The organism is Paraburkholderia sejongensis, assembly GCF_020880815.1.
Classification (GTDB): domain Bacteria; phylum Pseudomonadota; class Gammaproteobacteria; order Burkholderiales; family Burkholderiaceae; genus Paraburkholderia; species Paraburkholderia sejongensis.
This window is the reverse complement of the sequence record NZ_JAJITD010000007.1, coordinates 119,507-142,735: the sequence shown is the minus strand read 5'-3', so window position 1 is coordinate 142,735 and position 23,229 is coordinate 119,507. Positions and strand designations below refer to the sequence as shown.

Annotated in this window: 24 protein-coding genes and 1 other RNA gene; 8 read left to right on the top strand and 17 right to left on the bottom strand. The window is 64.1% G+C overall.

Translation table 11 applies throughout. From position 1 onward, the window contains the following. Positions 1 to 19: 19 nt before the first annotated feature. The 4 genes from ruvC (at position 20) to LJ656_RS15580 (ending at position 3,328) form a co-directional block, all read left to right on the top strand. Entirely contained in the window at positions 20 to 562 is a 543-nt protein-coding gene (gene ruvC, locus LJ656_RS15595) for a crossover junction endodeoxyribonuclease RuvC (RefSeq protein ID WP_230510310.1), read from the top strand. 90 nt (positions 563 to 652) lie between these two features. Next, a complete protein-coding gene (ruvA, locus tag LJ656_RS15590) occupies positions 653 to 1,234 on the top strand; it encodes a Holliday junction branch migration protein RuvA (RefSeq protein ID WP_230510309.1) in 582 nt (193 codons plus the stop codon). Positions 1,235 to 1,265: 31 nt separating this feature from the next. Beyond that, on the top strand, positions 1,266 to 2,327 hold the full coding sequence (gene ruvB / locus LJ656_RS15585) for a Holliday junction branch migration DNA helicase RuvB (RefSeq protein WP_230510308.1): 1,062 nt from the start codon (positions 1,266 to 1,268) through the stop codon (positions 2,325 to 2,327). A gap of 23 nt (positions 2,328 to 2,350) precedes the next feature. Next, a complete protein-coding gene (locus LJ656_RS15580) occupies positions 2,351 to 3,328 on the top strand; it encodes an oxygenase MpaB family protein (protein ID WP_230510307.1) in 978 nt (325 codons plus the stop codon). Positions 3,329 to 3,404: 76 nt separating this feature from the next. Here the strand turns inward: LJ656_RS15580 and LJ656_RS15575 are convergent, their stop codons facing one another. From LJ656_RS15575 to tyrS, 3 genes are all read right to left on the bottom strand, one after another. Continuing rightward, positions 3,405 to 4,073: a histidine phosphatase family protein gene (locus LJ656_RS15575; RefSeq protein ID WP_230510306.1), complete on the bottom strand. Its 669-nt coding sequence runs from the start codon at positions 4,071 to 4,073 to the stop codon at positions 3,405 to 3,407. Positions 4,074 to 4,251: 178 nt separating this feature from the next. After that, on the bottom strand, positions 4,252 to 4,710 hold the full coding sequence (gene dtd / locus LJ656_RS15570; RefSeq protein ID WP_230510305.1) for a D-aminoacyl-tRNA deacylase: 459 nt from the start codon (positions 4,708 to 4,710) through the stop codon (positions 4,252 to 4,254). A gap of 67 nt (positions 4,711 to 4,777) precedes the next feature. After that, on the bottom strand, positions 4,778 to 6,022 hold the full coding sequence (gene tyrS / locus LJ656_RS15565) for a tyrosine--tRNA ligase (RefSeq protein ID WP_230510304.1): 1,245 nt from the start codon (positions 6,020 to 6,022) through the stop codon (positions 4,778 to 4,780). 129 nt (positions 6,023 to 6,151) lie between these two features. Between tyrS and LJ656_RS15560 the strand changes: the two genes are divergently transcribed. After that, positions 6,152 to 7,282, top strand: a complete 1,131-nt coding sequence (locus tag LJ656_RS15560) for an anhydro-N-acetylmuramic acid kinase (RefSeq protein WP_230510516.1) — start codon at positions 6,152 to 6,154, stop codon at positions 7,280 to 7,282. Positions 7,283 to 7,376: 94 nt separating this feature from the next. Here LJ656_RS15560 and erpA read toward each other — a convergent pair whose 3' ends face one another. The 3 genes from erpA to rplM form a co-directional block, all read right to left on the bottom strand. Further along, the gene (gene erpA / locus LJ656_RS15555; RefSeq protein WP_075302778.1) at positions 7,377 to 7,742 is read right to left on the bottom strand and encodes an iron-sulfur cluster insertion protein ErpA; all 366 of its coding nucleotides are present in this window, start codon (positions 7,740 to 7,742) and stop codon (positions 7,377 to 7,379) included. A gap of 178 nt (positions 7,743 to 7,920) precedes the next feature. After that, the gene (rpsI, locus tag LJ656_RS15550; protein ID WP_085487754.1) at positions 7,921 to 8,313 is read right to left on the bottom strand and encodes a 30S ribosomal protein S9; all 393 of its coding nucleotides are present in this window, start codon (positions 8,311 to 8,313) and stop codon (positions 7,921 to 7,923) included. 11 nt (positions 8,314 to 8,324) lie between these two features. After that, positions 8,325 to 8,753, bottom strand: coding sequence for a 50S ribosomal protein L13 (gene rplM / locus LJ656_RS15545; protein WP_013090508.1), 429 nt, complete (start codon positions 8,751 to 8,753; stop codon positions 8,325 to 8,327). Between the two features lie 636 nt (positions 8,754 to 9,389). Between rplM and LJ656_RS15540 the strand changes: the two genes are divergently transcribed. Further along, positions 9,390 to 9,812, top strand: coding sequence for an OsmC family protein (locus LJ656_RS15540; RefSeq protein WP_230510303.1), 423 nt, complete (start codon positions 9,390 to 9,392; stop codon positions 9,810 to 9,812). Between the two features lie 59 nt (positions 9,813 to 9,871). On the opposite strand, the gene rnpB is transcribed toward LJ656_RS15540, so the two are convergent. The 3 genes from rnpB to pyrC form a co-directional block, all read right to left on the bottom strand. Beyond that, an RNA gene (gene rnpB / locus LJ656_RS15535) (RNase P RNA component class A) lies at positions 9,872 to 10,285 on the bottom strand. A 110-nt stretch (positions 10,286 to 10,395) separates the two neighbouring features. Beyond that, positions 10,396 to 11,253: a DUF3025 domain-containing protein gene (locus LJ656_RS15530; protein ID WP_230510302.1), complete on the bottom strand. Its 858-nt coding sequence runs from the start codon at positions 11,251 to 11,253 to the stop codon at positions 10,396 to 10,398. An 11-nt stretch (positions 11,254 to 11,264) separates the two neighbouring features. Beyond that, positions 11,265 to 12,326, bottom strand: a complete 1,062-nt coding sequence (gene pyrC, locus LJ656_RS15525) for a dihydroorotase (protein WP_230510301.1) — start codon at positions 12,324 to 12,326, stop codon at positions 11,265 to 11,267. 167 nt (positions 12,327 to 12,493) lie between these two features. Here pyrC and LJ656_RS15520 point away from each other — a divergent pair, with 167 nt between their 5' ends. After that, positions 12,494 to 13,450 carry a class II glutamine amidotransferase gene (locus tag LJ656_RS15520; protein WP_230510300.1) on the top strand — a complete coding sequence of 319 codons (957 nt, stop codon included), beginning with the start codon at positions 12,494 to 12,496 and terminating at the stop codon, positions 13,448 to 13,450. Between the two features lie 116 nt (positions 13,451 to 13,566). On the opposite strand, the gene LJ656_RS15515 is transcribed toward LJ656_RS15520, so the two are convergent. From LJ656_RS15515 to LJ656_RS15490, 6 genes are all read right to left on the bottom strand, one after another. Further along, on the bottom strand, positions 13,567 to 14,292 hold the full coding sequence (locus tag LJ656_RS15515) for an amino acid ABC transporter ATP-binding protein (RefSeq protein WP_230510299.1): 726 nt from the start codon (positions 14,290 to 14,292) through the stop codon (positions 13,567 to 13,569). Continuing rightward, positions 14,289 to 14,966: a glutamate/aspartate ABC transporter permease GltK gene (gene gltK, locus LJ656_RS15510; protein ID WP_230510298.1), complete on the bottom strand. Its 678-nt coding sequence runs from the start codon at positions 14,964 to 14,966 to the stop codon at positions 14,289 to 14,291. The genes LJ656_RS15515 and gltK overlap by 4 nt, the downstream gene beginning before the upstream one ends. Then, positions 14,966 to 15,706 carry an amino acid ABC transporter permease gene (locus LJ656_RS15505; protein WP_230510297.1) on the bottom strand — a complete coding sequence of 247 codons (741 nt, stop codon included), beginning with the start codon at positions 15,704 to 15,706 and terminating at the stop codon, positions 14,966 to 14,968. Before LJ656_RS15505 ends, gltK begins: the two co-directional genes overlap by 1 nt. A 94-nt stretch (positions 15,707 to 15,800) precedes the next feature. Next, complete coding sequence (locus LJ656_RS15500; protein WP_230510296.1) at positions 15,801 to 16,694, bottom strand: glutamate/aspartate ABC transporter substrate-binding protein; 894 nt, start codon at positions 16,692 to 16,694, stop codon at positions 15,801 to 15,803. A gap of 239 nt (positions 16,695 to 16,933) precedes the next feature. Then, the gene (locus LJ656_RS15495) at positions 16,934 to 18,247 is read right to left on the bottom strand and encodes a Glu/Leu/Phe/Val family dehydrogenase (RefSeq protein WP_230510295.1); all 1,314 of its coding nucleotides are present in this window, start codon (positions 18,245 to 18,247) and stop codon (positions 16,934 to 16,936) included. Positions 18,248 to 18,406: 159 nt separating this feature from the next. Then, on the bottom strand, positions 18,407 to 19,363 hold the full coding sequence (locus LJ656_RS15490; protein WP_230510294.1) for a LysR family transcriptional regulator: 957 nt from the start codon (positions 19,361 to 19,363) through the stop codon (positions 18,407 to 18,409). Positions 19,364 to 19,607: 244 nt separating this feature from the next. Between LJ656_RS15490 and purB the strand changes: the two genes are divergently transcribed. Next, on the top strand, positions 19,608 to 20,996 hold the full coding sequence (purB, locus tag LJ656_RS15485) for an adenylosuccinate lyase (protein ID WP_230510293.1): 1,389 nt from the start codon (positions 19,608 to 19,610) through the stop codon (positions 20,994 to 20,996). Positions 20,997 to 21,122: 126 nt separating this feature from the next. On the opposite strand, the gene LJ656_RS15480 is transcribed toward purB, so the two are convergent. After that, a complete protein-coding gene (locus tag LJ656_RS15480) occupies positions 21,123 to 21,617 on the bottom strand; it encodes a gluconokinase (RefSeq protein ID WP_230510292.1) in 495 nt (164 codons plus the stop codon). A gap of 10 nt (positions 21,618 to 21,627) precedes the next feature. Next, the gene (locus tag LJ656_RS15475; RefSeq protein WP_230510291.1) at positions 21,628 to 23,028 is read right to left on the bottom strand and encodes a GntP family permease; all 1,401 of its coding nucleotides are present in this window, start codon (positions 23,026 to 23,028) and stop codon (positions 21,628 to 21,630) included. Between the last annotated feature and the right edge of the window lie 201 nt (positions 23,029 to 23,229).

The window sequence follows — 23,229 nt, the reverse complement described above, 5'->3', positions numbered from 1 at the left end:
ATCGCATACGCTGCACCCAATGAGAATTCTCGGCATCGACCCCGGCCTGCGCGTGACCGGCTTCGGCGTGATCGAACAACACGGCCATACCCTGAGCTACGTCGCGAGCGGCGTGATCCGCACCGCCGACGCCGACCTGCCGTCGCGCCTGGGCACCATCTTCGCGGGCATTTCGACCTTGATCCGCGAGCACTCGCCGGATCAGGCCGCGATCGAAAAAGTCTTCGTCAACGTCAATCCGCAATCGACGCTGCTGCTCGGCCAGGCGCGCGGCGCCGCGATCTGCGGGCTCGTCGCGGGCGGCGTGCCGGTCGCCGAATACACCGCGCTGCAACTGAAGCAAGCGGTGGTCGGCTACGGCCGCGCGACCAAGGAGCAAATGCAGCAGATGGTCGTGCGGCTGCTGAACCTGTCCGGCGTGCCGGGCACCGATGCGGCCGACGCGCTCGGCATGGCGATCTGCCACGCGCATGGCGGCGGCACCCTGAGCACGCTCGGCGGCATTGCGCCGTCGCTCGCGAAGAAAGGTCTGCGGGTGCGGCGCGGGCGGCTGGTCGGCTGAGGCCGAGATCGCCCGCAACACGATACGCGCCGCCCATCCGCTACGCTACACTCGCGCATTCCCCCCACGACTCTCGATACTGAATCCCCCATGATCGGTCGCATTGCCGGCGTTCTGCTGGAAAAAAACCCGCCGCATCTGCTCGTCGACTGCAACGGCGTCGGCTATGAAGTGGACGTGCCGATGAGCACGTTCTACAACCTGCCGTCGACCGGCGAGCGTATCGTGCTGCTCACGCAGATGATCGTGCGCGAGGACGCGCATCTGCTGTACGGCTTCGGCACCGCGCAGGAGCGCTCGACCTTCCGCGAGCTGCTGAAAATTTCCGGCATCGGCGCGCGCATGGCGCTCGCGGTGCTGTCCGGCATGAGCGTCGCCGAACTCGCGCAGACCGTGACGATGCAGGACGCCGCGCGGCTCACGCGCGTGCCCGGCATCGGCAAGAAAACCGCGGAGCGGCTGCTGCTCGAACTGAAGGGCAAACTCGGCGCCGATCTCGGCGCGCTGGCGGGCGCCGCGTCGCCGTCCGATCACGCGTCCGACATCCTCAACGCGTTGCTCGCGCTCGGCTATTCGGAGAAGGAAGCGCTCGCCGCGATCAAGAACGTGCCGGCCGGCACCGGCGTGTCCGAGGGCATCAAGCTCGCGCTGAAGGCGCTGTCGAAGGGCTAACGCGCGAGCAACGCGGCGGTACAATGCCGACATGATCGAAACCGACAAACTCGCCGCCGAGCGCATCATCGCGGCCACGCCCGCGTCGTCGAACGAAGAAGCGTTCGAGCGCGCGTTGCGGCCGCGCCAGCTCGAAGAATATGTCGGGCAGGAAAAAGTCCGCGGCCAGCTGGAAATCTTCATCGAGGCCGCCAAGCGCCGTTCCGAATCGCTCGACCACGTGCTTCTGTTCGGCCCCCCGGGCCTCGGCAAAACCACGCTCGCGCACATCATCGCGCGCGAAATGGGCGTCAGTTTGCGGCAAACCTCGGGCCCGGTGCTCGAACGCGCCGGCGACCTCGCCGCGCTGCTGACCAATCTCGAAGCCAACGACGTGCTGTTCATCGACGAAATCCACCGGCTTTCTCCGGTCGTCGAGGAAATCCTGTACCCGGCGCTCGAGGATTATCAGATCGACATCATGATCGGCGAAGGACCGGCCGCGCGCAGCGTGAAGCTCGACCTGCAGCCGTTCACGCTGGTTGGCGCGACCACCCGCGCGGGCATGCTGACCAATCCGCTGCGTGACCGCTTCGGGATCGTCGCGCGGCTCGAGTTCTACAACGCGCAGGAGCTGGCGCGCATCGTCACGCGGTCGGCATCGCTGCTGAACGCGCAGATCCATCCGGACGGCGCGTTCGAAATCGCCCGCCGCGCGCGCGGCACGCCGCGAATCGCGAACCGCCTGCTGCGGCGCGTGCGCGACTACGCGGAAGTGAAGGCCGACGGCAACATCACCGCGCAGGTCGCCGACGCCGCGCTGAGCATGCTCGACGTCGACGCGGTCGGCTTCGACCTGATGGACCGCAAGCTGCTCGAAGCGATCCTGTACAAGTTCGACGGCGGCCCGGTCGGCGTCGACAATCTCGCCGCAGCCATCGGCGAGGAGCGCGACACGATCGAAGACGTGCTCGAGCCCTATCTGATCCAGCAAGGCTTCCTGCAACGCACGCCGCGCGGGCGCGTCGCCACGCTGCTCACCTACCGGCATTTCGGACTGGCCGTGCCGGATGGATCGAGCGCGTTGCCGGGCCTGTGGGAATCGTCGAAGTGAGTCACTAGCCGAGGCCGATCAGGATGTCCGACCAGACCCAGCGACCCGGCCCGAACAACTCTGCCCCCGTCAATCCCGCCGGCGACCCGTCCGGCAATTTCGCACAGCAACTGACCCACCGCCTGCGCTCGAAACTCGCGGCCGGCGTCACCCATCTGACGACCGGCAGCGGCCCGGTGCTCGACTATTCGTCGCCGCCGGGCGACCCCGGCCTGTTCGGCCCCGACTCCATCTGCTGGAAAGTGCACGCCGACTTCACGTCGATGATGACGGGCGGCATCAGCGCGTTGCTGCTGCAAGCGCTGCATCCGCTCGCGCTCGCCGGCGTCTGGGATCATTCGAGCTTTCGCAGCGACATTCTCGGCCGCTTGCGGCGCACCGCGACCTTTATCGCCGGCACCACGTTCGGCAGCCGCGCGGATGCGCTTGCGCTGATAGAGCGCGTGAAGCGCATCCACCTCGATGTGACCGGCGTCGCGCCGGACGGCCAGGCGTATCGCGCGAGCGAGCCGGCGCTGCTCACGTGGGTGCACGTCGCGGAAGTATCGAGCTTCATGACCGCGCATCTGCGTTATGTGAATCCAGTGCTGTCGGTCGCCGCGCAGGATCAGTATTTCGCGGAGACCGCGCGCATTGCGCAAATGCTCGGCGCGACCGATATTCCGCGCTCGCGCGCCGAGATCGAGGCGTACCTGCTCGCGATGCAGCCCGCGCTGGTGGCGAGCGAGCGCACCCGCGAGGTGGTCAGGATCGTGCTGAGCGCACCGGCGCCGAGCCTCGCGATGCGCCCGGCCGGCACGCTGATGCTCAACGCCGGCGTCGATCTGCTGCCCGACTGGGCGCAGACGATGCTCGGCTTCGAACGCTACGCGGCGCTGCGCCGGACCTTGACGCGGTCCGGCGTGCGACTGGTCGCGCCGGTGATTCGCTGGGCGCTGGTCAATGGGGTGTCGAAGCGGGCGCGGCGGCGGGCGGCGGCGGTGGCGAAAGAGTCGCAGTAGGCGTGGGGTTGGGGCACGCAGTGGCGTAAGCCGCGTAAGCCGTATGTCGGATGCCAGCGGCTCGCCCCCGCAGCGCTTACGGCGCCGGGTGTTTCTTCAAACCGTCATCGTCGGCGCTGCCGGCATCCAGATGCGCGACATCCGCCCACGACACGATCGTCGCGCGGCCCTTATCGAAATCCACCACGTTCACGCTCGTATTGAGCAACTGATAGTCGCGCGGCGCATCCAGCGGCAAACCGCACGCGAAGCGGCGCACGCAGTCGAGCACCCCGCCATGCGCGACGCACGCGATCCGGCCACCCGGATGCGCGGCGATCAGCGGCTCGATCGCATGGACGATGCGGTGATAGAACACCCGCTGCGACTCGCCTTCGGGCGGCGCGAAGCCGGGATCGCGCGTCTGCCACTGCGCGTATTCGTCGGGGAAACGCAGCGCGATCTCGTCGCTGTCATGGCCCTGGAAGGCGCCGTACGAGCGCTCGCGCAAGTTTTCGCGCAGTTGCAGCGGCAGGCCGAGCGCGTCGCCGATCGGTTGCGCGGTCTGCTGCGCGCGCAGCAGGTCGCTCGAATAGATCGCATCGAGTCGCGCGCCCTGCCGCACTTCGCCGGCGATACGCCGCGCGAGACGCTGCGCCTGCTCGATCCCGGTCGTCGCGAGCGGAATGTCGATGTGGCCTTGAATACGCTTGATGCGGTTCCAGTCGGTTTCGCCGTGGCGGATAAACAGAATCTGCGTCGTCATAGGAGGAGATGGGCGCTGTTCGCCGGTTGTGCCGAGCCGCCATTGTCGCAAAAAGCGGCAGGCTCGCCTGCGCGGCGGGGTGGGAATGCTGGAACGCGATGGGATGACTGGATAGGCGAAGTGCGCAGCGGAGCGCCTGAAACGAACACGCGCCGCAGCGGCGCGCGTCAGCCAGCACTCAAGCGTTGGTCTGCAACCAGAACGTGACCGGTCCGTCGTTGACGAGCGACACCTGCATATCGGCGCCGAACTCGCCGGTTTCGACGATCGGATGCTTCGCGCGCGCGGCCGCGACGAAGTAATCGAACAGGCGCTTGCCCTCGTCGGGCGGCGCGGCCGGCGTGAAACTCGGGCGCAGGCCGCTGTTGGTATCGGCGGCGAGCGTGAACTGCGACACCAGCAGCAGGCCGCCCGCGCGCCCGGCGCCGTCGAGATTCTGCACCGACAGATTCATCTTGCCGGCGGCGTCGCTGAACACCCGATAACCGAGCACTTTCGCGAGCAGACGGTCCGCCGCGGCTTCGGTGTCGCCGCGCTCCGCGCAGACGAGCGCGAGCAGGCCCGAGTCGATCGCGCCGGTCACGCGGTCGGCGACGCGCACCTCGGCGCGCCGTACCCGCTGGATCAGCGCGATCATCGCGCGAACCCGCGCAACGACCGACAGCGCATCGCCGCGACAGCAGCCGTAGTCATGCGAACCACGCTCAGGCGCTCAACGTGACGCGCGCAAAGCGGCGCTTGCCGACCTGCACCACGTACTCGCCGGCCTCGACCTTCAGGCCCTTGTCGGACACGGTCGCGCCGTCGATCTTCACGCCGCCCTGCTCGATATTGCGCAGCGCTTCGCTGGTCGACGGCACGAGGTTCGCCTGCTTCAGCAGTTGGCCGATCGCGAGCGGCGCGCCGGCGAGCGTCACGGCCGGAATATCGTCGGGCACACCGCCCTTCGCGCGATGGTTGAAGTCTTCGAGCGCGCGCTCGGCATCCGCCTGCGAGTGGAAGCGCGCGACGATTTCCTGGCCGAGCATCACCTTGAAGTCGCGCGGATTGCGGCCCGCCTCGATTTCTTTTTTGAAGCCGGCGATCTCGTCCATCGGACGGAACGATAGCAATTCGAAGTAACGCCACATCAGCGTGTCGGAGATGCTCATCAGCTTGCCGAACATGTCGGTCGGCTTTTCGCTGATGCCGATGTAGTTGTTCTTCGACTTCGACATCTTCTCGACGCCGTCGAGCCCTTCGAGCAGCGGCATCGTCAGGATGCACTGCTGCTCCTGGCCATACTGCTTCTGCAATTCGCGGCCGACCAGCAGGTTGAACTTCTGGTCGGTGCCGCCGAGCTCCAGGTCCGCGTTCAGCGCGACCGAGTCGTAGCCCTGCATCAGCGGGTACAGGAATTCGTGGATCGAAATCGGCACGCCGCCCTGGAAACGCTTGGTGAAGTCCTCGCGTTCGAGAATTCGCGCGACCGTGTAGCGCGACGCGAGCTTGATCATGCCGTCGGCGCCGAGCGGCATCGACCATTCGCTGTTGTAGCGGATCTCGGTCTTGTCGCGGTCGAGCACCAGCGCGGCCTGCTCGAAATAGGTCTTCGCGTTCGATTCGATCTGCTCGCGCGTGAGCGGCGGACGGGTCGCGTTGCGGCCGGACGGATCGCCGATCAACGACGTGAAATCGCCGATCAGGAAGATCACCGTGTGGCCGAGGTCCTGCAGCTGACGCATCTTGTTCAGCACGACCGTGTGGCCGATGTGGATATCGGGCGCGGTCGGATCGAGACCGAGCTTGATGCGCAGCGGCTTGCCGGTCGCCGCGCTCCGCGCGAGCTTTTGCGCGAATTCGTCTTCGATCAGCAGTTCGTCGACACCGCGCTTGGTGACGGCGAGAGCGTGACGGACTTCGTCGGTGATCGGGAACGCGGGGGTGGGCTTGGTGGACTCGGTGCTCATGCTGGAAACGTGAAGTCGCGAAAAAACAGGATTGTCCCATAGATGCGCGGCGCGGCGCTTACCATCGGCCGCGCTTACCCCGATAATCTGCTACAACGAATCGCAATGAACATCGAGAGGAGCAGCGACGTGGCGCAAGACTCTGCAGACGGCATCTACATCGGATTGATGTCGGGAACGAGCATGGACGGTGTCGACGGTGTGGCCGTCCGCTTTGCCGACGGCAAACCGCCGGAAGTGCTGGCCGAAGCGTTCGTCGGCTTCTCGGCCGGCATCCGCGAAGCGCTGTTTGCGCTGCAGCAGCCGGGCGAGAACGAGATCGAACGCGAGGCGCTGGCCGCCAACGCGCTGGCCACGCGCTACACCGTCTGCTGCCATGATCTGTTGCGCGACGGCCGCGTGTCCGCCGACGAAGTACGTGCGATCGGCGTGCATGGCCAGACGGTGCGGCATCGGCCGGAAAAAGGCTATACGCGCCAGATCAACAATCCGGCGCTGCTCGCGGAAATGCTGCACATCGACGTGGTCGCCGATTTCCGCAGCCGCGACGTCGCGGCCGGCGGCCAGGGCGCGCCGCTCGTGCCCGCTTTTCACGCGACGATCTTCGGTTCGCCTAACGAAACGCGCGTGGTCTGCAATCTCGGCGGCATCAGCAACATTACGATTCTGAACGCGACCGGCAGCGTGCGCGGCTTCGATTGCGGCCCGGCCAACGCATTGCTCGACGCGTGGGCCGAACGCCATCTGGGCAAACCGTTCGACGAAAACGGCCATTTCGCGGCAAGCGGCCAGTTGAACCGCGACCTGCTGAACGTGTTGCTCGACGAACCGTTCTTCGCCGAGCAACCGCCGAAGAGCACCGGCCGCGACCTGTTCAACGCCGCGTGGCTCGACGCGAAGCTCGCGCCGTTTCCCGGCCTCGAACCCGCCGACGTGCAGGCGACGCTGGTCGGGCTGACCGCGGTGACGGTCGCGCGCGAAATCGAGCGGCATGCGTCCGACGCTCGCGCGGTCTACGTTTGCGGCGGCGGTGCGCGCAATCCGGAGATCATGAAGGCTTTGCAGCAGGCGCTGGAAGACAGCGGCGTGAGCGGCGTGCCGGTGATGACGACCGATGCGCTCGGCGTGCCGCCCAGCCAGGTCGAACCGCTCGCGTTCGCGTGGCTGGCGATGCGCTGCATCGCGCGCTTGCCGGGCAATCTGCCGGCGGTGACCGGCGCGTCGGCCGAACGTGTATTGGGCGCGATCTATCCGCGCTGACGGCGGGATCGATGCGCGCAGCCAACAAAAAACGGGGCCTTGCAGGCCCCGTTTTCAATGCTGGCTTGATGAGTGGCTCAACGAGCCGTCGCGCTCAGACCGAGAACGACGAGCCGCAACCGCAGGTGGTGGTCGCGTTCGGGTTCTTGATCACGAACTGCGCGCCGTTGATGTCGTCCTTGTAGTCGATCTCGGCGCCGACCAGATACTGGTAGCTCATCGAGTCGATCAGCAGCTGGACGCCGCTCTTGTTCATCACGGTGTCGTCTTCGTTGATCGCTTCATCGAACGTGAAACCGTATTGAAAGCCCGAGCAGCCGCCGCCCTGCACGAATACGCGCAGCTTGAGCTCCGGGTTGCCTTCTTCTTCGATCAATTGCTTGACCTTGTCAGCCGCTGCGTCGGTGAAAACGAAGGGGGCCGGCATCTCGGTCACGGGGGTATCGGTGACTGCGTTCATTCGAACTCTCCAAAAAGCATTTAGCCGCTATTGTAGGGCTGATCCCGATATCGTGCCGATGCCCACAAAATCAATGGGTTCTCTCCGATCCGGCGAACCATGAAAAAAGCCGCCTTCGCGGGTAGCGTTGGCGGCTCTTCCTGCCGACCGGCGGCGAAGCCGGTCTGCTTCGAAACGATTAACGCTTCGAGAACTGCTTGCGGCGACGTGCCTTGTGGAAGCCGACCTTTTTACGTTCGACTTCACGAGCGTCACGCGTCACGAAGCCAGCGTGCGACAGTTGCGGCTTCAGCGTTGCGTCGTAGTCCATCAGCGCGCGGGTGATGCCGTGGCGAACCGCACCGGCTTGACCCGTTTCACCGCCACCCGTCACGTTGACCTTGATGTCGAACGTGGTGCCGTGGTTCGTGAGTTCGAGCGGCTGACGCACGATCATCAGCGACGTTTCGCGCGAGAAGTAATCAGCGATGGGCTTGCCGTTCACAACGATGTCGCCCTTGCCTGCCTTGATGAACACGCGAGCGACGGCGCTCTTGCGGCGGCCCGTGCCGTAATTCCAGTTACCGATCATGTGGGCTCCCCTTAGATCTCGAGCGCCTTCGGCTGTTGTGCCGAATGCGGATGCGTTGCGTCTGCGTAGACCTTCAGCTTCTTGATCATCGCGTAGCCGAGCGGGCCCTTCGGCAGCATGCCCTTGACCGCCTTCTCGAGCGCGCGGCCCGGGAAGCGTTCCTGCATCTTGCCGAACGTCGTTTCATAGATACCGCCTGGGTAGCCCGAGTGACGGTAGTACTTCTTGTCGGTAACCTTGTTGCCCGTGACCTTCAGCTTGCCGGCGTTGATAACGATGATGAAATCACCGGTGTCGACGTGGGGAGTGAATTCAGGCTTGTGCTTGCCGCGAAGACGGTGTGCCACTTCGCTGGCGACACGCCCGAGAACCTTATCCGTCGCGTCAATCACGTACCATTCGCGCGTCACCTCATGGGCTTTTGCGGAAAACGTCTTCATGATCGATCCAAAAAAATTGCTGCGCCCAATGTGTTTTTTCCTGCTTGTAGTGTGCGCATCGAGGCGCGTGCAGGCTCTCCCTGGTTCTTCCTCCGCGGGCGCGGATGCGGAAAAGCCCTGAATTATAAAGGAATTTGAGTTGGCAAGTCAAAACTTGCGGCGACTACCGCGCTGAAAAGCCAGAAACCGCGTCAAAACGATGCAAAAACCGCCGGACGAAAAAAAACCCGAACGGTTGGTTCGGGTTTAATCCACCAAAGGAGGAGGTGGAGGAGACAGCGGAGTTGCAAAACTGCTGCAACGATGGGTGCAATTATATGAGGCGCCCTTGTGCGACGCAAGAACATTTGCATTGCGAAATGCAAATCCACATTGTGAAAGATAGTCAAATTTGGCGCTGTCAACGAAAGCCTTTATGGATCAAGCACTAAAGGTTTAAAGATCCAGATCGCATCGACGCGCATCTAGAGTAAAACCCCTAAACACAGCAAGAAATTGTAGAGCGGCCGCCCATGCCGCAGCGCAACACAAAAGTAGTCAGCGTGTATATTTTTGAGATAAGGCAGCGGCGGGCGAATTGTCAAACAGCGGGCTACAATGCCGTCTCGATAAAGCTATGCGCGGTGGAGTGACAGCATGGAATGCAAAGTAAGCTGGATGGGGCAGGACGGGATGGCGTTCGCGGCCGAGACGGGCAGCGGTCATCTGGTTGCGATGGACGGCGCGCCCGAGGGCGGCGGCCGCAACCTCGCGCCGCGGCCGATGGAAATGGTGCTGCTCGGCACCGGCGGCTGCACGGCGTACGACGTCGTGATGATCCTGAAGAAGAGCCGTCAGGAAATCGTCGACTGTTCGGTGACGCTGAAGGCCGAGCGCGCGAGCGAAGATCCGAAGGTGTTCACGACGATCCACTTCCACTTCACGGTGACCGGCAAGAACCTGAACCCGGCGACCGTCGAACGCGCGATCAACCTGTCGCACGACAAATACTGCTCGGCGTCGATCATGATCGCGAAGACCGCCGAGCTCACGCATTCGTTCGATATCGTCGCGCTCTAAGCAGGCGGCCCCAATAAAAATGCCGGCGTCCTCGCGGACGCCGGCATTTTTTTATTCAGCGGCAAAGCAGGCCGATAAGCCGGATTCTGTGCACACGCCGCGTCCGAAGACGCGCCGTGCGTGGCAGCCATTCCTCTAGGCGCGCCATTACTGACGCGCTCAAGCTTCCTACCCGCAGACGAGACGGGGGCCCCGTCCTGCATCTCGAAGATGCGCGCCTGCCTACTTGGAATTGCTCCGGGTGGAGGTTACCGTGCCGGTCTGTCTTGCGACAGCCGCGGTGCGCTCTTACCGCACCGTTTCACCCTTACCTGATCCCGGTTTGCGCCGGGCCATCGGCGGTTTGCTTTCTGTTGCCCTGTTCCGCGTGTCGCCACGGATGGCCGTTAGCCATCACCCTGCCCTGTGGAGTCCGGACTTTCCTCGCCCTCGTCGGCCGAAACCGTCGAGGCCGCGACTGCCTAGCCTGCTTTGCTGGCGCGGATTTTAACACCGAACGACGACGAGACTGATGCGATGCGTTGAGGCTTCGCGGCTTCGGCGTGAAATAGCCGACGCGCTACCAACGCCGCCGCCGTCGCGCCTAGCTTTTGCGGCGCCCAGCGCGAAATACCGTGGTGTCGTCGTAAAACGCGGGCGTTTCGTTATCCGGCCACCAGCCCGGAATGCCGAGCACCGGCAGCGGCGCGAACAGCCGGCTGGTCAATTCGCCGGTGCCGAGCAGCGCCGCGCTGACCGCTTCGTCGAGCCACGCGTTGCGCGCGGCAGTCTCCCACTCGAAGTAATCGGCCGGCACGTCGACGATCCACGCATGCCCCGTGCAGCCCTTGAACGGCGCGATCAGCTTTTCCAGCAACGCATGGCCGAAGCAGCGCACCTCACAACTACGCCGCCACGCGTCGCGTCGCGCGACGAACAGCGTGCGCCAGTCGAAGCCGCGCAGCGCGGCGCTCAACGCCGGATCCGCGCACGCGAACAGCAGCGCGTTCTCGTCGAACAGGGTCAGCATGTCGCGCACTCCGCCGCGCGTCGGGCCGACGCCGAGCACGTCGAGTTCCGCCGACTGCCGCGCGTTCAGCGCCGCCTTGATGCGCGGAAACGCGAACCACATCGAACCGTTGAAGAAGTCGTGCAGGTTATGGCGCGTCGGCACGCAACCGGTCGACGCAATGTGTGCCTCGTACGCGGCGCCGGGCGGCAGATCGTCCTGCGCGATAAAGGCGAGCGGGTGGCCGCGGCCGGTGGTCTGGCCGATCCGCGCCGCGTCGGCATTCATCGCGGCGAGCAGGTCCGGGTAGCCGGCGAGCGCGGCGCGCTGCCAGCGCTCGCCGCGCGGTCCCAACTGCGCGAACCACGGCTGCGACCAGTCGATCGCGGCAAACGGAGATGGCGGCGCTTCACGCTCGTCCGCAAGCCCTTCCCCTACTCCCCGCTCACGCATCTACCGCGACCTCAGACCAGCCGCCAGCCGATCGACTCGCCGCCGCGCAGCGGCACGACCGGGGTATCGCCGACCGGCAGTTCCGCAGGCAGCGTCCATTCCTCGCGACGCAGCGTGACCTTCTCCGTATTGCGCGGCAGACCGTAGAAATCCGCACCGTGGAAGCTCGCGAAGCCTTCGAGTTTGTCGAGCGCGCCGGCTTTGTCGAATGCTTCGGTGTACAACTCCAGCGCATGCAGCGCCGTGTAGCAGCCCGCGCAGCCACACGCGTGCTCCTTCAGCCCCTTCGGATGCGGCGCGCTGTCGGTGCCGAGGAAAAAGCGCGGATTGCCGGACGTCGCCGCCTCGACCAGCGCGACGCGATGCGTCTCGCGCTTGAGCACCGGCAGGCAGTAGTAATGCGGGCGGATGCCGCCCTGGAAGATCGCGTTGCGGTTGTACAGCAGGTGATGTGCGGTAATCGTCGCGCCGAGCAGTTCGGGCGGCGCGCCCGCGTCGCGGATGTAGTCGACCGCGTCCTTGGTCGTGATGTGTTCGAACACCACCTTCAGCGCGGGAAACTCGCGGCGCACCGGCGCCAGCACACGGTCGATGAAGACCTTCTCGCGATCGAACAGATCGATGTCCGAATCGGTCACCTCGCCGTGCACCAGCAGCGGCATGCCGACTTCCTGCATCGCTTCAAGCGTCTTCGCGCACTTCATCAGGTCGGTGACGCCGGCATCCGAGTTGGTCGTCGCGCCCGCCGGATACAGCTTCACGCCGTGCACGAAGCCGCTTTCGCGCGCGCGGCGGATTTCGTCGGGCGGCGTGTTGTCGGTCAGATACAGCGTCATCAGCGGCTCGAACTTCGCGCCCGCGGGGATCGCGGCAACGATCCGCTCGCGATATGCGCGCGCCAGTTCGGTCGTCGTGACCGGCGGCTTCAGGTTCGGCATGATGATCGCGCGGCCGAATTGGCGCGCGGTATCGGGCAGCACCGCCGCCAGCATCGCGCCGTCGCGCACGTGCAGATGCCAGTCGTCCGGGCGGACCAGCGTGATGGAATCGGGGGAAACGTTGGAAGCGGTCATGGCAAGGGGGCCTCGAGACTTCGCGCGGATAGTCGATCGACCCGGTCAAACCGCGCTGTTGCGGCCCGAACACACGTCAATTTCGCTATTTGGCGGCTCCGGCTCGGTGATATGCTTGGAAAATCATCATTGTAACGGCTCGTTCCGTTCACAGGCTCACCTGCAACATGTGCCAACTTCTTGGAATGAACTGCGCCGCGCCGACGGACGTCACGTTCTCGTTTACCGGTTTCGCGGCGCGCGGCGGCGTCACCGATCACCACGCCGACGGCTGGGGGATCGCCTTCTTCGAAGACAAGGCCTGCCGCCTGTTCATCGATCATCAATCGTCGGCCACCTCGCCGATCGCCGAGATGGTCAAGCGCTACCCGATCAAATCGAAAAACACGATCGCGCACATCCGCAAGGCGACGCAGGGGCACATCCTGCTCGAAAACTGCCACCCGTTCATGCGCGAACTGTGGGGACGTCACTGGATCTTTGCGCACAACGGCGACCTGCAAGGCTATGCGCCCGAGTTGACCGGCGTCTATCAGCCGGTCGGCACGACCGACAGCGAACTCGCGTTCTGCGCGCTGCTGCAAGGTTTGCGCAAGGCGTTTCCGGGCGCGCAGCCGCCGCTCGAGGAGCTGTTCGCGACGCTCGAAACGCTGACGCGCGAAATCACCCGCTACGGCGTGTTCAATTTCCTGATGTCGAACGGCCAGGCGCTGTTCGCGCATTGCTCGACGCATCTGCACTATCTGGTGCGCAGCTGGCCGTTTTCGACCGCGCATCTGGTCGACGCGGACGTGTCGATCGATTTCGCCAAGTACACGACGCCGGAAGACCGCGTCGCGGTGATCGCGACCAAGCCGCTGACCGACAACGAAGTGTGGACCGCGTTCGCGCCGGGCGATCTGCTGATGTTCCAGCATGGCGACGTGATCGGCCACGCCAACATTCCGGTGCCGGCGGCGGTGCTCGAAAAGCTGCGCAATCCGGCGCTCGATGCATCGGCGTCGGCAACGACGATCGCGGCCTCGAACGGCGCGCAGGCTCTCGCCGCGACTGCCGCCGCAGCCGCGCCCGGCAGCGAAACCGATCTCGAAGCCGCGGACGACGCGGCCGCGTTCGAATCGTAAGCGAACCAACGGCGCCACCAGACCCGCTCGAAAACAAAAAAGCCGCTCCACAGAGCGGCTTTTTTGCATCCCGCGCCAGCCCCACCAGGAAGCGAACGCGAGCCACACCCCCAACCTCAGTGCAGGATCTTCGCGAGAAAATCCTTCGCGCGATCCGACTTCGGATTCGCGAAGAAGTCTTCCTTACGGTCGTCTTCGACGATCAAGCCCTTGTCCATGAAAATCACGCGATGCGCGACCTTCTTCGCAAAGCCCATTTCGTGCGTGACGCACATCATCGTCATGCCTTCCTGCGCGAGTTCGACCATCACGTCAAGCACTTCGTTGATCATCTCGGGGTCGAGCGCCGAGGTCGGCTCGTCGAACAGCATCGCGATCGGGTCCATCGACAGCGCGCGCGCAATCGCGACACGCTGCTGCTGACCGCCCGACAACTGCCCCGGATACTTGTCCGCATGCGCGCGCAAGCCCACCCGGTCGAGCAGCTTCAGGCCCTTCGCGGTCGCTTCGTCGGTCGAGCGGCCGAGCACCTTGATCTGCGCGAGCGTCAGGTTCTGCACGATCGACAGATGCGGGAACAGCTCGAAGTGCTGGAACACCATGCCGACCTTCGAGCGCAGCTTCGACAGATTGGTTTTCTTGTCGGTCAGCGACTGGCCGTTGATCACGATCTCGCCTTTCTGAAACGGCTCGAGACCGTTGACGGTCTTGATCAACGTGGACTTGCCCGAACCGGACGGCCCGCACACCACCACCACTTCGCCCTTTTTGACTTCCGTCGTGCAGTCGGTCAGCACCTGAAACTGGCCGTACCACTTCGAAACATTCTTGATTGAGATCATCTTGCGACCTTTTTCTGAAGACCTTTGACAAGGCTCGACGCGATCACACAGATCACGAAATAACACGCGCCCGCGAACAGTACCATTTCGACACTCGTGCCGTCACGGTCGCCGATATTCGTGGCGGTGCGGAAGAAGTCGGCCAGGCTGATCACGTAGACGAGCGACGTGTCCTGGAACAGCACGATACCCTGCGTGAGCAGCAGCGGCACCATCGCGCGGAATGCCTGCGGCAGCACGATCAGGCGCATGGCCTGGCCGTAGGTCATGCCGAGCGCGAACGACGCGTTGACCTGGCCGCGCGGCACCGCCTGAATACCGGCGCGGATGATCTCCGAGTAGTACGCGGCCTCGAACAGCGAGAACGCGACCATCGCCGACGCGAGCCGGATGTCGATATCCGCCGACAGCCCGAGCACGCTTTGCAGCAGCTGCGGCACGATCAGAAAGAACCACAGCAGCACCATCACCAGCGGGATCGAACGGAACAGCGTCACGTAGAGCTTGGCGAACCATTCGAGCGGCTTGATCGACGACAGCCGGAACATCGCGAGAATGGTGCCCCAGACGATGCCGAATACGATCGCGATCAGCGTGATCTTGAAGGTGACGATGGCGCCGGTCCACAACGTAGGCAGCGCGCCCGGAATACCGCTCCAGTCGAAATGATGCATCACTTGCCTCCGATATAGCCGGGCAGCCGGGTCTTCGCTTCGACCCAGCGCATCAGTTGCATCACGATCAGGTTGATCAGCATGTACGCGACCGTGACCGCGATGAACGACTCATAAGTCTGCGCCGTATAGTCGACCAGCTGGCGCGCCTGCGCGGACAGGTCGAGCAGACCGATCGTCGAGGCGACCGCGGAGTTCTTGAAGATATTCAGAAACTCGGAGGTCAGCGGCGGCACGATGATCCGGTAAGCGACCGGCAGCAGCACGTAGCGGTACGTCTGCCATTGCGTGAAGCCGACCGCGAGACCCGCGGCGCGCTGGCCGCGCGGCAGCGCGTTGATGCCCGAGCGCACCTGCTCGCACACCCGCGCGGCGGTAAACAGCCCCAGACAGATGATCGACGACGAGAAGAACTGCGCGGCCGGCGGCAACTGTTTGAACCAGGTACCGATCGACACGGGCAGCAACTCCGGTATCACCAGATACCAGATGAAGAACTGCACGATCAGCGGCACGTTGCGGAAAATCGCGACGTAGACGGTGCCGATGCCCGACGCCCATTTGCTAGGCAGCGTGCGCAGCACGCCGAAGAACGAACCGACGATCAGCGCGATCACCCATGCCGACAGCGACACGGTGACGGTGACCCATAGCCCCGACACCAGCCAGCCCAGATAGGTGGTCGGCTCGCCGGTGGAGACGGGACTCAGCAAAATGCCCCAGTTCCAGTGATATGACATGACCAAGACTCCGGCAAAAAGAAACGGAAGAAGCGCGTGGCCCCTTCCGTTTCGTTAAGCGTTTTTCGAAAGTATCGAAAAAAGCAGCTAGCGTTTAATCGATTGCCTTGTCGTTCGGATTCTTGAACAGCGCCCGCATATCGTCGCTCATCGGGAAGTTCAGGTTCAGGCCCTTCGGCGGGATCGGCGATTCGAACCAGCGCTTGTAGATCTGCTCGCCTTCGCTCGAGGTTTGCACCTTCGCGATCGCGTCGTCGGCGACCTTCTTGAACTCCGGATCGTTCTTGCGCAGCATGCAGCCGTAAGCTTCACGCGACTGCGGCGTACCGACGATCACGAAATCGCCCGGGTTGTTCGACTTCGCGCGCTCGCCTGCGAGCAGCGCGTCGTCCATCATGAACGCGGCCGCACGGCCGGTGGACAGCGTCAGGAACGACTCGCCGTGGTCCTTCGCGCTGATGATGTTCATGCCCATGCTCTTGTCCTGGTTCATCTTGCGAAGCAGGCGCTCGGAGGTGGTGCCGGCGGTCGTCACGACCGTCTTGCCCTTCAGGTCCGGGAAATCCTTGATGCCGGAATCTTTCCTGGTCATCAGGCGCGTGCCGATCACGAAGATCGTGTTGGAGAACGCGGCCTGTTGCTGGCGCTCGAGGTTATTCGTGGTCGAGCCGCATTCGATGTCTACGGTACCGTTCTGCACCAGCGGAATGCGGTTCTGCGACGTGATCGGAACCAGCTTCACCTTCAGGTTCGGCATGTTCAGTTTCTGCTTGACGCCCTCGACGATCTTCAGCGCGTAGTCCTGCGAGTAGCCGATCACGTTCTGCTTGTCGTCGTAATAGGAAAACGGAATCGACGATTCGCGATGCCCCAGCGAAATCACGCCCGTGTCCTTGATCTTTTTCAGCGTGCCCGAGTCTTGCGCGTGCGCGCCGACCGTGAACAGTCCCAGAGTCGCGAGCAGCAGCGCAGCCTTTTTAACCTTCATCTTGGATCTCCTTGGCAAGAATCGGCGCCAGTTTAGCAAAGTAATTTTTCTGAAAGTATTGCTATTAACCATGTTGTTGCGCGCACGCCGCGACCGCGGTGCGACAAGGCCGCGCGCGCTTCACACGGACATGCGAAGGCGGGCGGCATCGCTCGATACCGCCCGCCGGTCCAACCCGCGCTCTCGTGGAGCGCGGCAATGCATCAATCGCTATCTCAGACAGGGTAGTCCAAGATCGATCAGGGGTACAAACCGCGCAGTTCGCGTGCCTGCAAAATCCGCTTGCACGCGACGATGAACGCCGCGGTCCGCACCGACACATTCTGCTCGCTCGACACCTGCCAGACCGCCGCGAATGCCTCGCGCATCACCCGCTCCAGACGCTCGTTGATCTCTTCCTCGGTCCAGAAGAAGCTCGAGAAGTCCTGCACCCATTCGAAATATGACACTGTCACACCGCCCGCATTGGCGACCACATCCGGAATCACGAGGATGCCGCGTTCGTGCAGGATGTCGTCGGCCGCGGTGGTGGTCGGGCCGTTCGCGCCTTCCACGATGATCCGGGTCTTGATCTTGCCGGCGTTGATCTCGGTGATCTGGTTTTCCAGCGCCGCCGGGATCAGGATGTCCGATTCGACGGTCCAGAACTCTTCGTTGGTGATGGCGTCGGCTTCGACGAAACCGCCGACGCCGCCCGTCTTCGCGACATGATCGAGCAGCGCGACCGCGTCGATGCCGGTCGACTTGTACACCGAGCCGGTGTGGTCCTGCACCGCGACCACCTTCGCGCCCGCTTCCTGGAACAGCCGCGCGGCAATCCCGCCGACGTTGCCGAAACCCTGCACCGCGATGCGCGCGCCTTCGATGTCGAAGCCGATCCGGCGAGCCGCTTCGCAGCCCACCACGAACACGCCGCGGCCGGTCGCCTCGCGGCGGCCGAGCGAACCGCCGAGCGTGATCGGCTTGCCGGTCACGACGCCGGTGGCCGTTTGGCCCTGGTTCATCGAGTAGGTGTCCATCATCCACGCCATGATCTGCTCGTTCGTGTTCACGTCCGGCGCGGGAATATCGGTGTTCGGTCCGATGATGATGCCGATTTCGCTGGTGTAGCGACGCGTTACGCGCTCGAGCTCGCCGCGCGACAGCGTGCGCGGATCGACCCGGATGCCGCCCTTCGCGCCGCCGTACGGCACGTTCACCGCCGCGTTCTTCACCGACATCCACGCGGACAGCGCCATCACTTCGGACAACGTCACATCCTGGTGATAACGCACGCCGCCCTTGCCCGGGCCGCGCGACACGTTGTGCTGCACGCGGTAGCCCTCGAAGTGCGCGACGGTGCCGTTATCGAGTTCGATCGGCACGTCGACAACCAGAATGCGCTTCGGGCGCTTCAGCGTTTCGAGCCAGCGCGACAGCGAACCGAGATACGGCGCGACGCGGTCGACCTGGCGCAGGTAGTTGCCCCAGGGGCCGAGGTCGTCGCGATTAAGGTAGGAGGGAACGGACTGAAGGGTTGCTGCGGCTTGTACGGCTTCTTGCTGGGAAGACATGAACGCTCCGGCGTTGATCGAGTAACGGCATTGTGGAAAAACACCGTTTCGAAATCCAATGCCGTTTCCTTATCCGATTATGTTTTTTTTGCATAACGTTCGAAAAGTCGCAAATTCGCGTCGCCGTCGCGCAGGTTCGGCGGCACGCCCGGATAACGTTCAGGCGGCGCCCTGCTTCAACTCTTCCGACACCACGTCCCACAGTTGCCGCACGAGAATCTGGCGAGCGTCGTCGCTTTTCGCGGCGAGCTTGTCGCGGTACAGGCGGATCTCCATGCTCAAAGTCAGTTGTCCTTCGGGTGTGCCGCGGCTCGCCCGATCGAGACGGATCAGCCGACCCTCGGCGACTGCGTCCTCGACCGCGCTATGCGGCAGGAACGCGATCCCGTGACCGGCCAGCGCCATCGCCTTGAGGCCCTCGGCCATGTCGGTTTCGTACAGCCGGTCCAGATACAGCCGCTCCGGCGCGTTGGCGAGAATCACCTCGGTCATCCGGCCCAGGTACGCGTTCGGCGTGTACGACAGATACGGCGACGGCGCTTCGGGCGTGCCCGGCAGCGTATGGCGCGGGCGCCCCGCGCGGGCCGGCACCGAGAACGGGCTGATCGGTTCGTGACCGAGCGTCAGCATGTCGTAGCGGCCGGGGTCGAGCGCGACCGGATGGCTCGGATGGTGGTAGCCCATCATCAGATCGCAGCCGCCCTCCACCAGCGACAGCGCCGCGTCGTGCACGTTCAGCGCGCGCAGCCGGGTGTGGATCGGGCCCATCTGCGCTTCGATCCGTTGCAGCCAGCGCGGAAAATACGTGAGCGACAGCGTGTGCGGCACCGCGAATTCGATCGTCGCCTGCGGGGTCGCGGTATGGCCGCGCAATAGCGCACGCGCCTCGTGAAATTGCGACAGCATCGCGAGCGCCTGCTCGTTGAACACCTGGCCGGCCGCGGTGAGCCGGGTCGGATACACCGAGCGGTCGATCAGCTCGGTGCCGAGCCACGCTTCGAGCGCCTGGATGCGGCGCGAGAAAGCCGGCTGCGTGACGTGGCGCAATTCGGCCGAGCGGCTGAAGCTACGCGTTTCCGCGAGCGAAATGAAGTCTTCGAGCCATTTCAGTTCCATGCGAGTGCGCTTGCCGGCGGGAGGGAGAAAGTCTGCATTCTAGCGGCGCGGATCACGGCCGGCGGCGCCGACCGGCGCTCGCGGCGCTCGCGACATGCGCCACCCGCGGCCGGAGAGGAACCGCCTCGACGCCAGCCGCGCGCGGCCGGCGCGCCGGCCCGCCGCCCGCACGGTGGTAAAATGCGCGGTTGCCCCCGTTTCCGATCCGCTCCCCGAGCGCTCATCACGTCCCACACGTCCCATCATGTCCGACACCCGCCCCGACACCCTGTTCGCGCTGAACGCGCTCTCCCCGCTCGACGGCCGCTATGCCGCCAAAACCGAAGCCCTGCGCGACTGGCTCTCGGAAGCCGCTTTCATGCGCAATCGAGTGACGGTCGAGATCCACTGGCTGATCGCGCTGTCGCGCGCCGGCTTCGCCGAAGTGCCGCGTTTCTCCGAAGCGTCCGAGCAATTCCTGCTGCAGCTGGCCGAGCGCTTCACCGCGCACGACGCCGCCCGCATCAAGGAAATCGAGCGCGTGACCAATCACGACGTGAAGGCGGTCGAGTACTGGCTGAAGGAATCGGTCAAGGGTCAGGAAGAGCTGGAGCGCGCGAGCGAGTTCATCCACTTCGCGTGCACGTCCGAAGACATCAACAACACGTCGCACGGCCTGATGCTCGCCGGCGCGCGTGAACACGTGATCCTGCCGGCACTGCGCTCGGTTCATCAGCGCCTCGTCGCGCTCGCCCATGCGCACGCGGAGCAGCCGATGCTGTCGCGCACGCACGGCCAGCCGGCCAGCCCGACCACGCTCGGCAAGGAAATCGCCAACGTCGCCGCGCGTCTGGCGCGCGCGATCGAGCGCATCGCGAAAGTCGAACTGCTCGGCAAGATGAACGGCGCGGTCGGCAACTTCAACGCGCACCTGTCCGCGTATCCGGAGTTCGACTGGGAAGCGTTCTCGAAGGACGTGGTCGAAAACCGCCTGAAGCTCACGTTCAACCCGTACACGATCCAGATCGAACCGCACGACTACATGGCCGAGCTGTTCGACGCGATCTCGCGCGCGAACACGATCCTGCTGGATCTGGACCGCGACGTGTGGGGCTACATCTCGCTCGGTTACTTCAAGCAGCGCACCAAGGCCGGCGAAATCGGTTCGTCGACGATGCCGCACAAGGTCAACCCGATCGACTTCGAAAACTCGGAAGGCAATCTCGGCCTCGCGAACGCGACGCTGCGCCACCTCGCCGACAAGCTGCCGGTGTCGCGCTGGCAGCGCGACCTGACCGACTCGACGGTGCTGCGCAACATCGGCGTCGCGTTCGGTTACTCGCTGCTGTCGTACGACTCGCTGATCCGCGGCCTCGACAAGCTCGAAGTGAACGCGCAGCGTCTGAACGAAGACCTCGACAACTGCTGGGAAGTGCTGGCCGAGCCGGTGCAGACCGTGATGCGCCGTTACGGCATCGAAAATCCGTACGAGCAGCTGAAGGAACTGACGCGCGGCAAGGGCATCACGCGCGAGGCGCTGCAAAGCTTCGTCGGCGCTCTGGCGATTCCGCAGGAAGCGAAGGACCATCTGCTCGCGATGACGCCGGCGTCGTACATCGGCAAGGCAGTCGAACTGGCCAAGCGGATCGGCTGAGCCGTTCGCTGAACTGACGGTGCGCGTCGCGGCTTCGACAGCCGCGGCCGCGCAATAAAAAGCCGCTCCAAGGAGCGGCTTTTTTTCATCCTGAGGCGCGGCGCGAACCACCTGCCCATCGATCGATCAACGCTGTTCGAGTTGACGCAGCACTTCGTCGACGATCTGTTCCGGGGGGAGGTCGATGCTGACCGTGATCGCTTCGTCCTCGCCCGGTTCCTCGAGCGTATCGAGCTGGCTTTGCAGCAGCGACGGATCGAAGAAATGGCCGGTGCGATGCCCGAGCCGCTCCGACAGCACCTCGCGCGAACCCTTCAGGTACACGAAGCAGACATCGTCGTCGCCGTCGCGCAGCACGTCGCGATACGAGCGCTTCAGCGACGAGCAGGTGAACACCCCCGTCTCGCCCGCCCGCTGCTTTTCCTCGATCGCCGCGCGGATCGTTTTCAGCCACGGCCACCGGTCTTCGTCGGTGAGCGGGATGCCGTGGTGCATCTTTTCCTTGTTGGCGGCGCTGTGAAACGCGTCGCCGTCGGTGAACGTACAGTGCAGGCGCTCGGCCAGCAGTTCGCCGATCAGCGACTTGCCGGCGCCCGACACGCCCATTGCGATCAGAATCATGTGAATCTCCTTACAGGACCGCCGCGAGCGCGAAGGTCAGGCCCAGCCCCATCACCGAAATGATGGTTTCGAGGAGCGACCACGTTTTGAAGGTCTGCCCCACCGTCATGCCGAAATACTCTTTGATCAGCCAGAAGCCGCCGTCGTTCACGTGCGAGAAGATCAGCGAGCCCGAGCCGGTCGCCAGCACCATCAGTTCCGGCTTCACCTGCACCGCGCCGGCCGCCGCGATCGGCGCGACGATCCCGCAGGCGGTCGTCATCGCGACCGTCGCCGAACCGGTCGCGAGGCGAATCATTGCCGCGACCAGCCAGCCGAACATCAGCGGCGACAGATGCACCGCGGTCGCCACGTTGGTGATTTCCTTCGAGATGCCGCTATCCATCAGCACCCGGCCGAAACCACCGCCCGCGCCGACGATCAGCGTAATGCCGGCGATCGGCGCCAGACATTCGCCGCAGAACTTCTGGATCTGCTCGCGATTGAAGCCACGGCTCGCGCCGAAGGTCCAGAAGCTGACCAGCACGGCCGTCAGCAGCGCGACGTCGGTGTTGCCGAAGAAGCGCAGGAGATCGTTCGGCAGCGTCTTCGGTGCGAACACCAGGTCGGCCCAGCTGCCGACCAGCATCAGGATCACCGGCAGCAGGATCGTGAACAGCGTGATGCCGAAACCTGGCAGATCGCGCTTGGGCGCATTCGCTTGCACGCCCTTGGCGCCGTTAGCACCGGCGTCGCCGGCCACGTCGCTGCCCAGAAACTGCGCGGCCAGCGCGTTTTCCTTCGGCAGTTTGATATGGCGGCTGATCAGCAGCGCGAACAGCGGACCGGCGACGATCGCGCACGGAATGCCGACGATCAGACCATACGCAATGGTCTTGCCGATGTCCGCGTGATACGCCTGCACCGCGAGCAGCGCGGCCGGGTGCGGCGGAATCAGCCCGTGCACGACGGACAGGCCGGCGACCATCGGCAGGCCGACCAGCAGCAGCGATTTATTGGTGCGTTTGGCGACGTTGAACGCGATCGGAATCAGCAGCACGAAACCGACTTCGAAGAACACCGGCAAACCGACGATGATCGCGACGACCATCATCGCCCAGTGAATATGCTTCTCGCCGAACCAGTTGATCAGTGTGGTCGCGATCCGCTCGGCGCCGCCCGATTCGGCCATCATCTTGCCGAGCATCGTGCCGAGACCGACCACGATCGCGATGTGGCCGAGCGTGTTGCCGTTACCCGTTTCGAACGACTTGACGATGGTCTGCATCGGCATGCCGGCGACGAGGCCGAGCAGCAGCGAGACGATGATCAGGACGAGGAACGGATAGATCTTGAAGCGCGTGATCATCAGGATCAGCAAGCCGATCGCGATGAGCGCGTAAATGAGCAGCATGCTGCCGTGGGCTTCCATGAAGCTCCTCCTTTTGAGTTATTGATTTGAGTGCGGAACACGGGCCGCACTTCGTCTCACGGCAACCTGCGCGATGCCTGAAACCCGGCTGGCCGCGCGGACGCTGAATTTTACAGTTTGTATCGTGGAAACGCCCGTCAATCCAGTACGCATCGCACGCAAAAAAAGAGTCCCGGCGCGACAGCCGTGGCGGCTGTATCG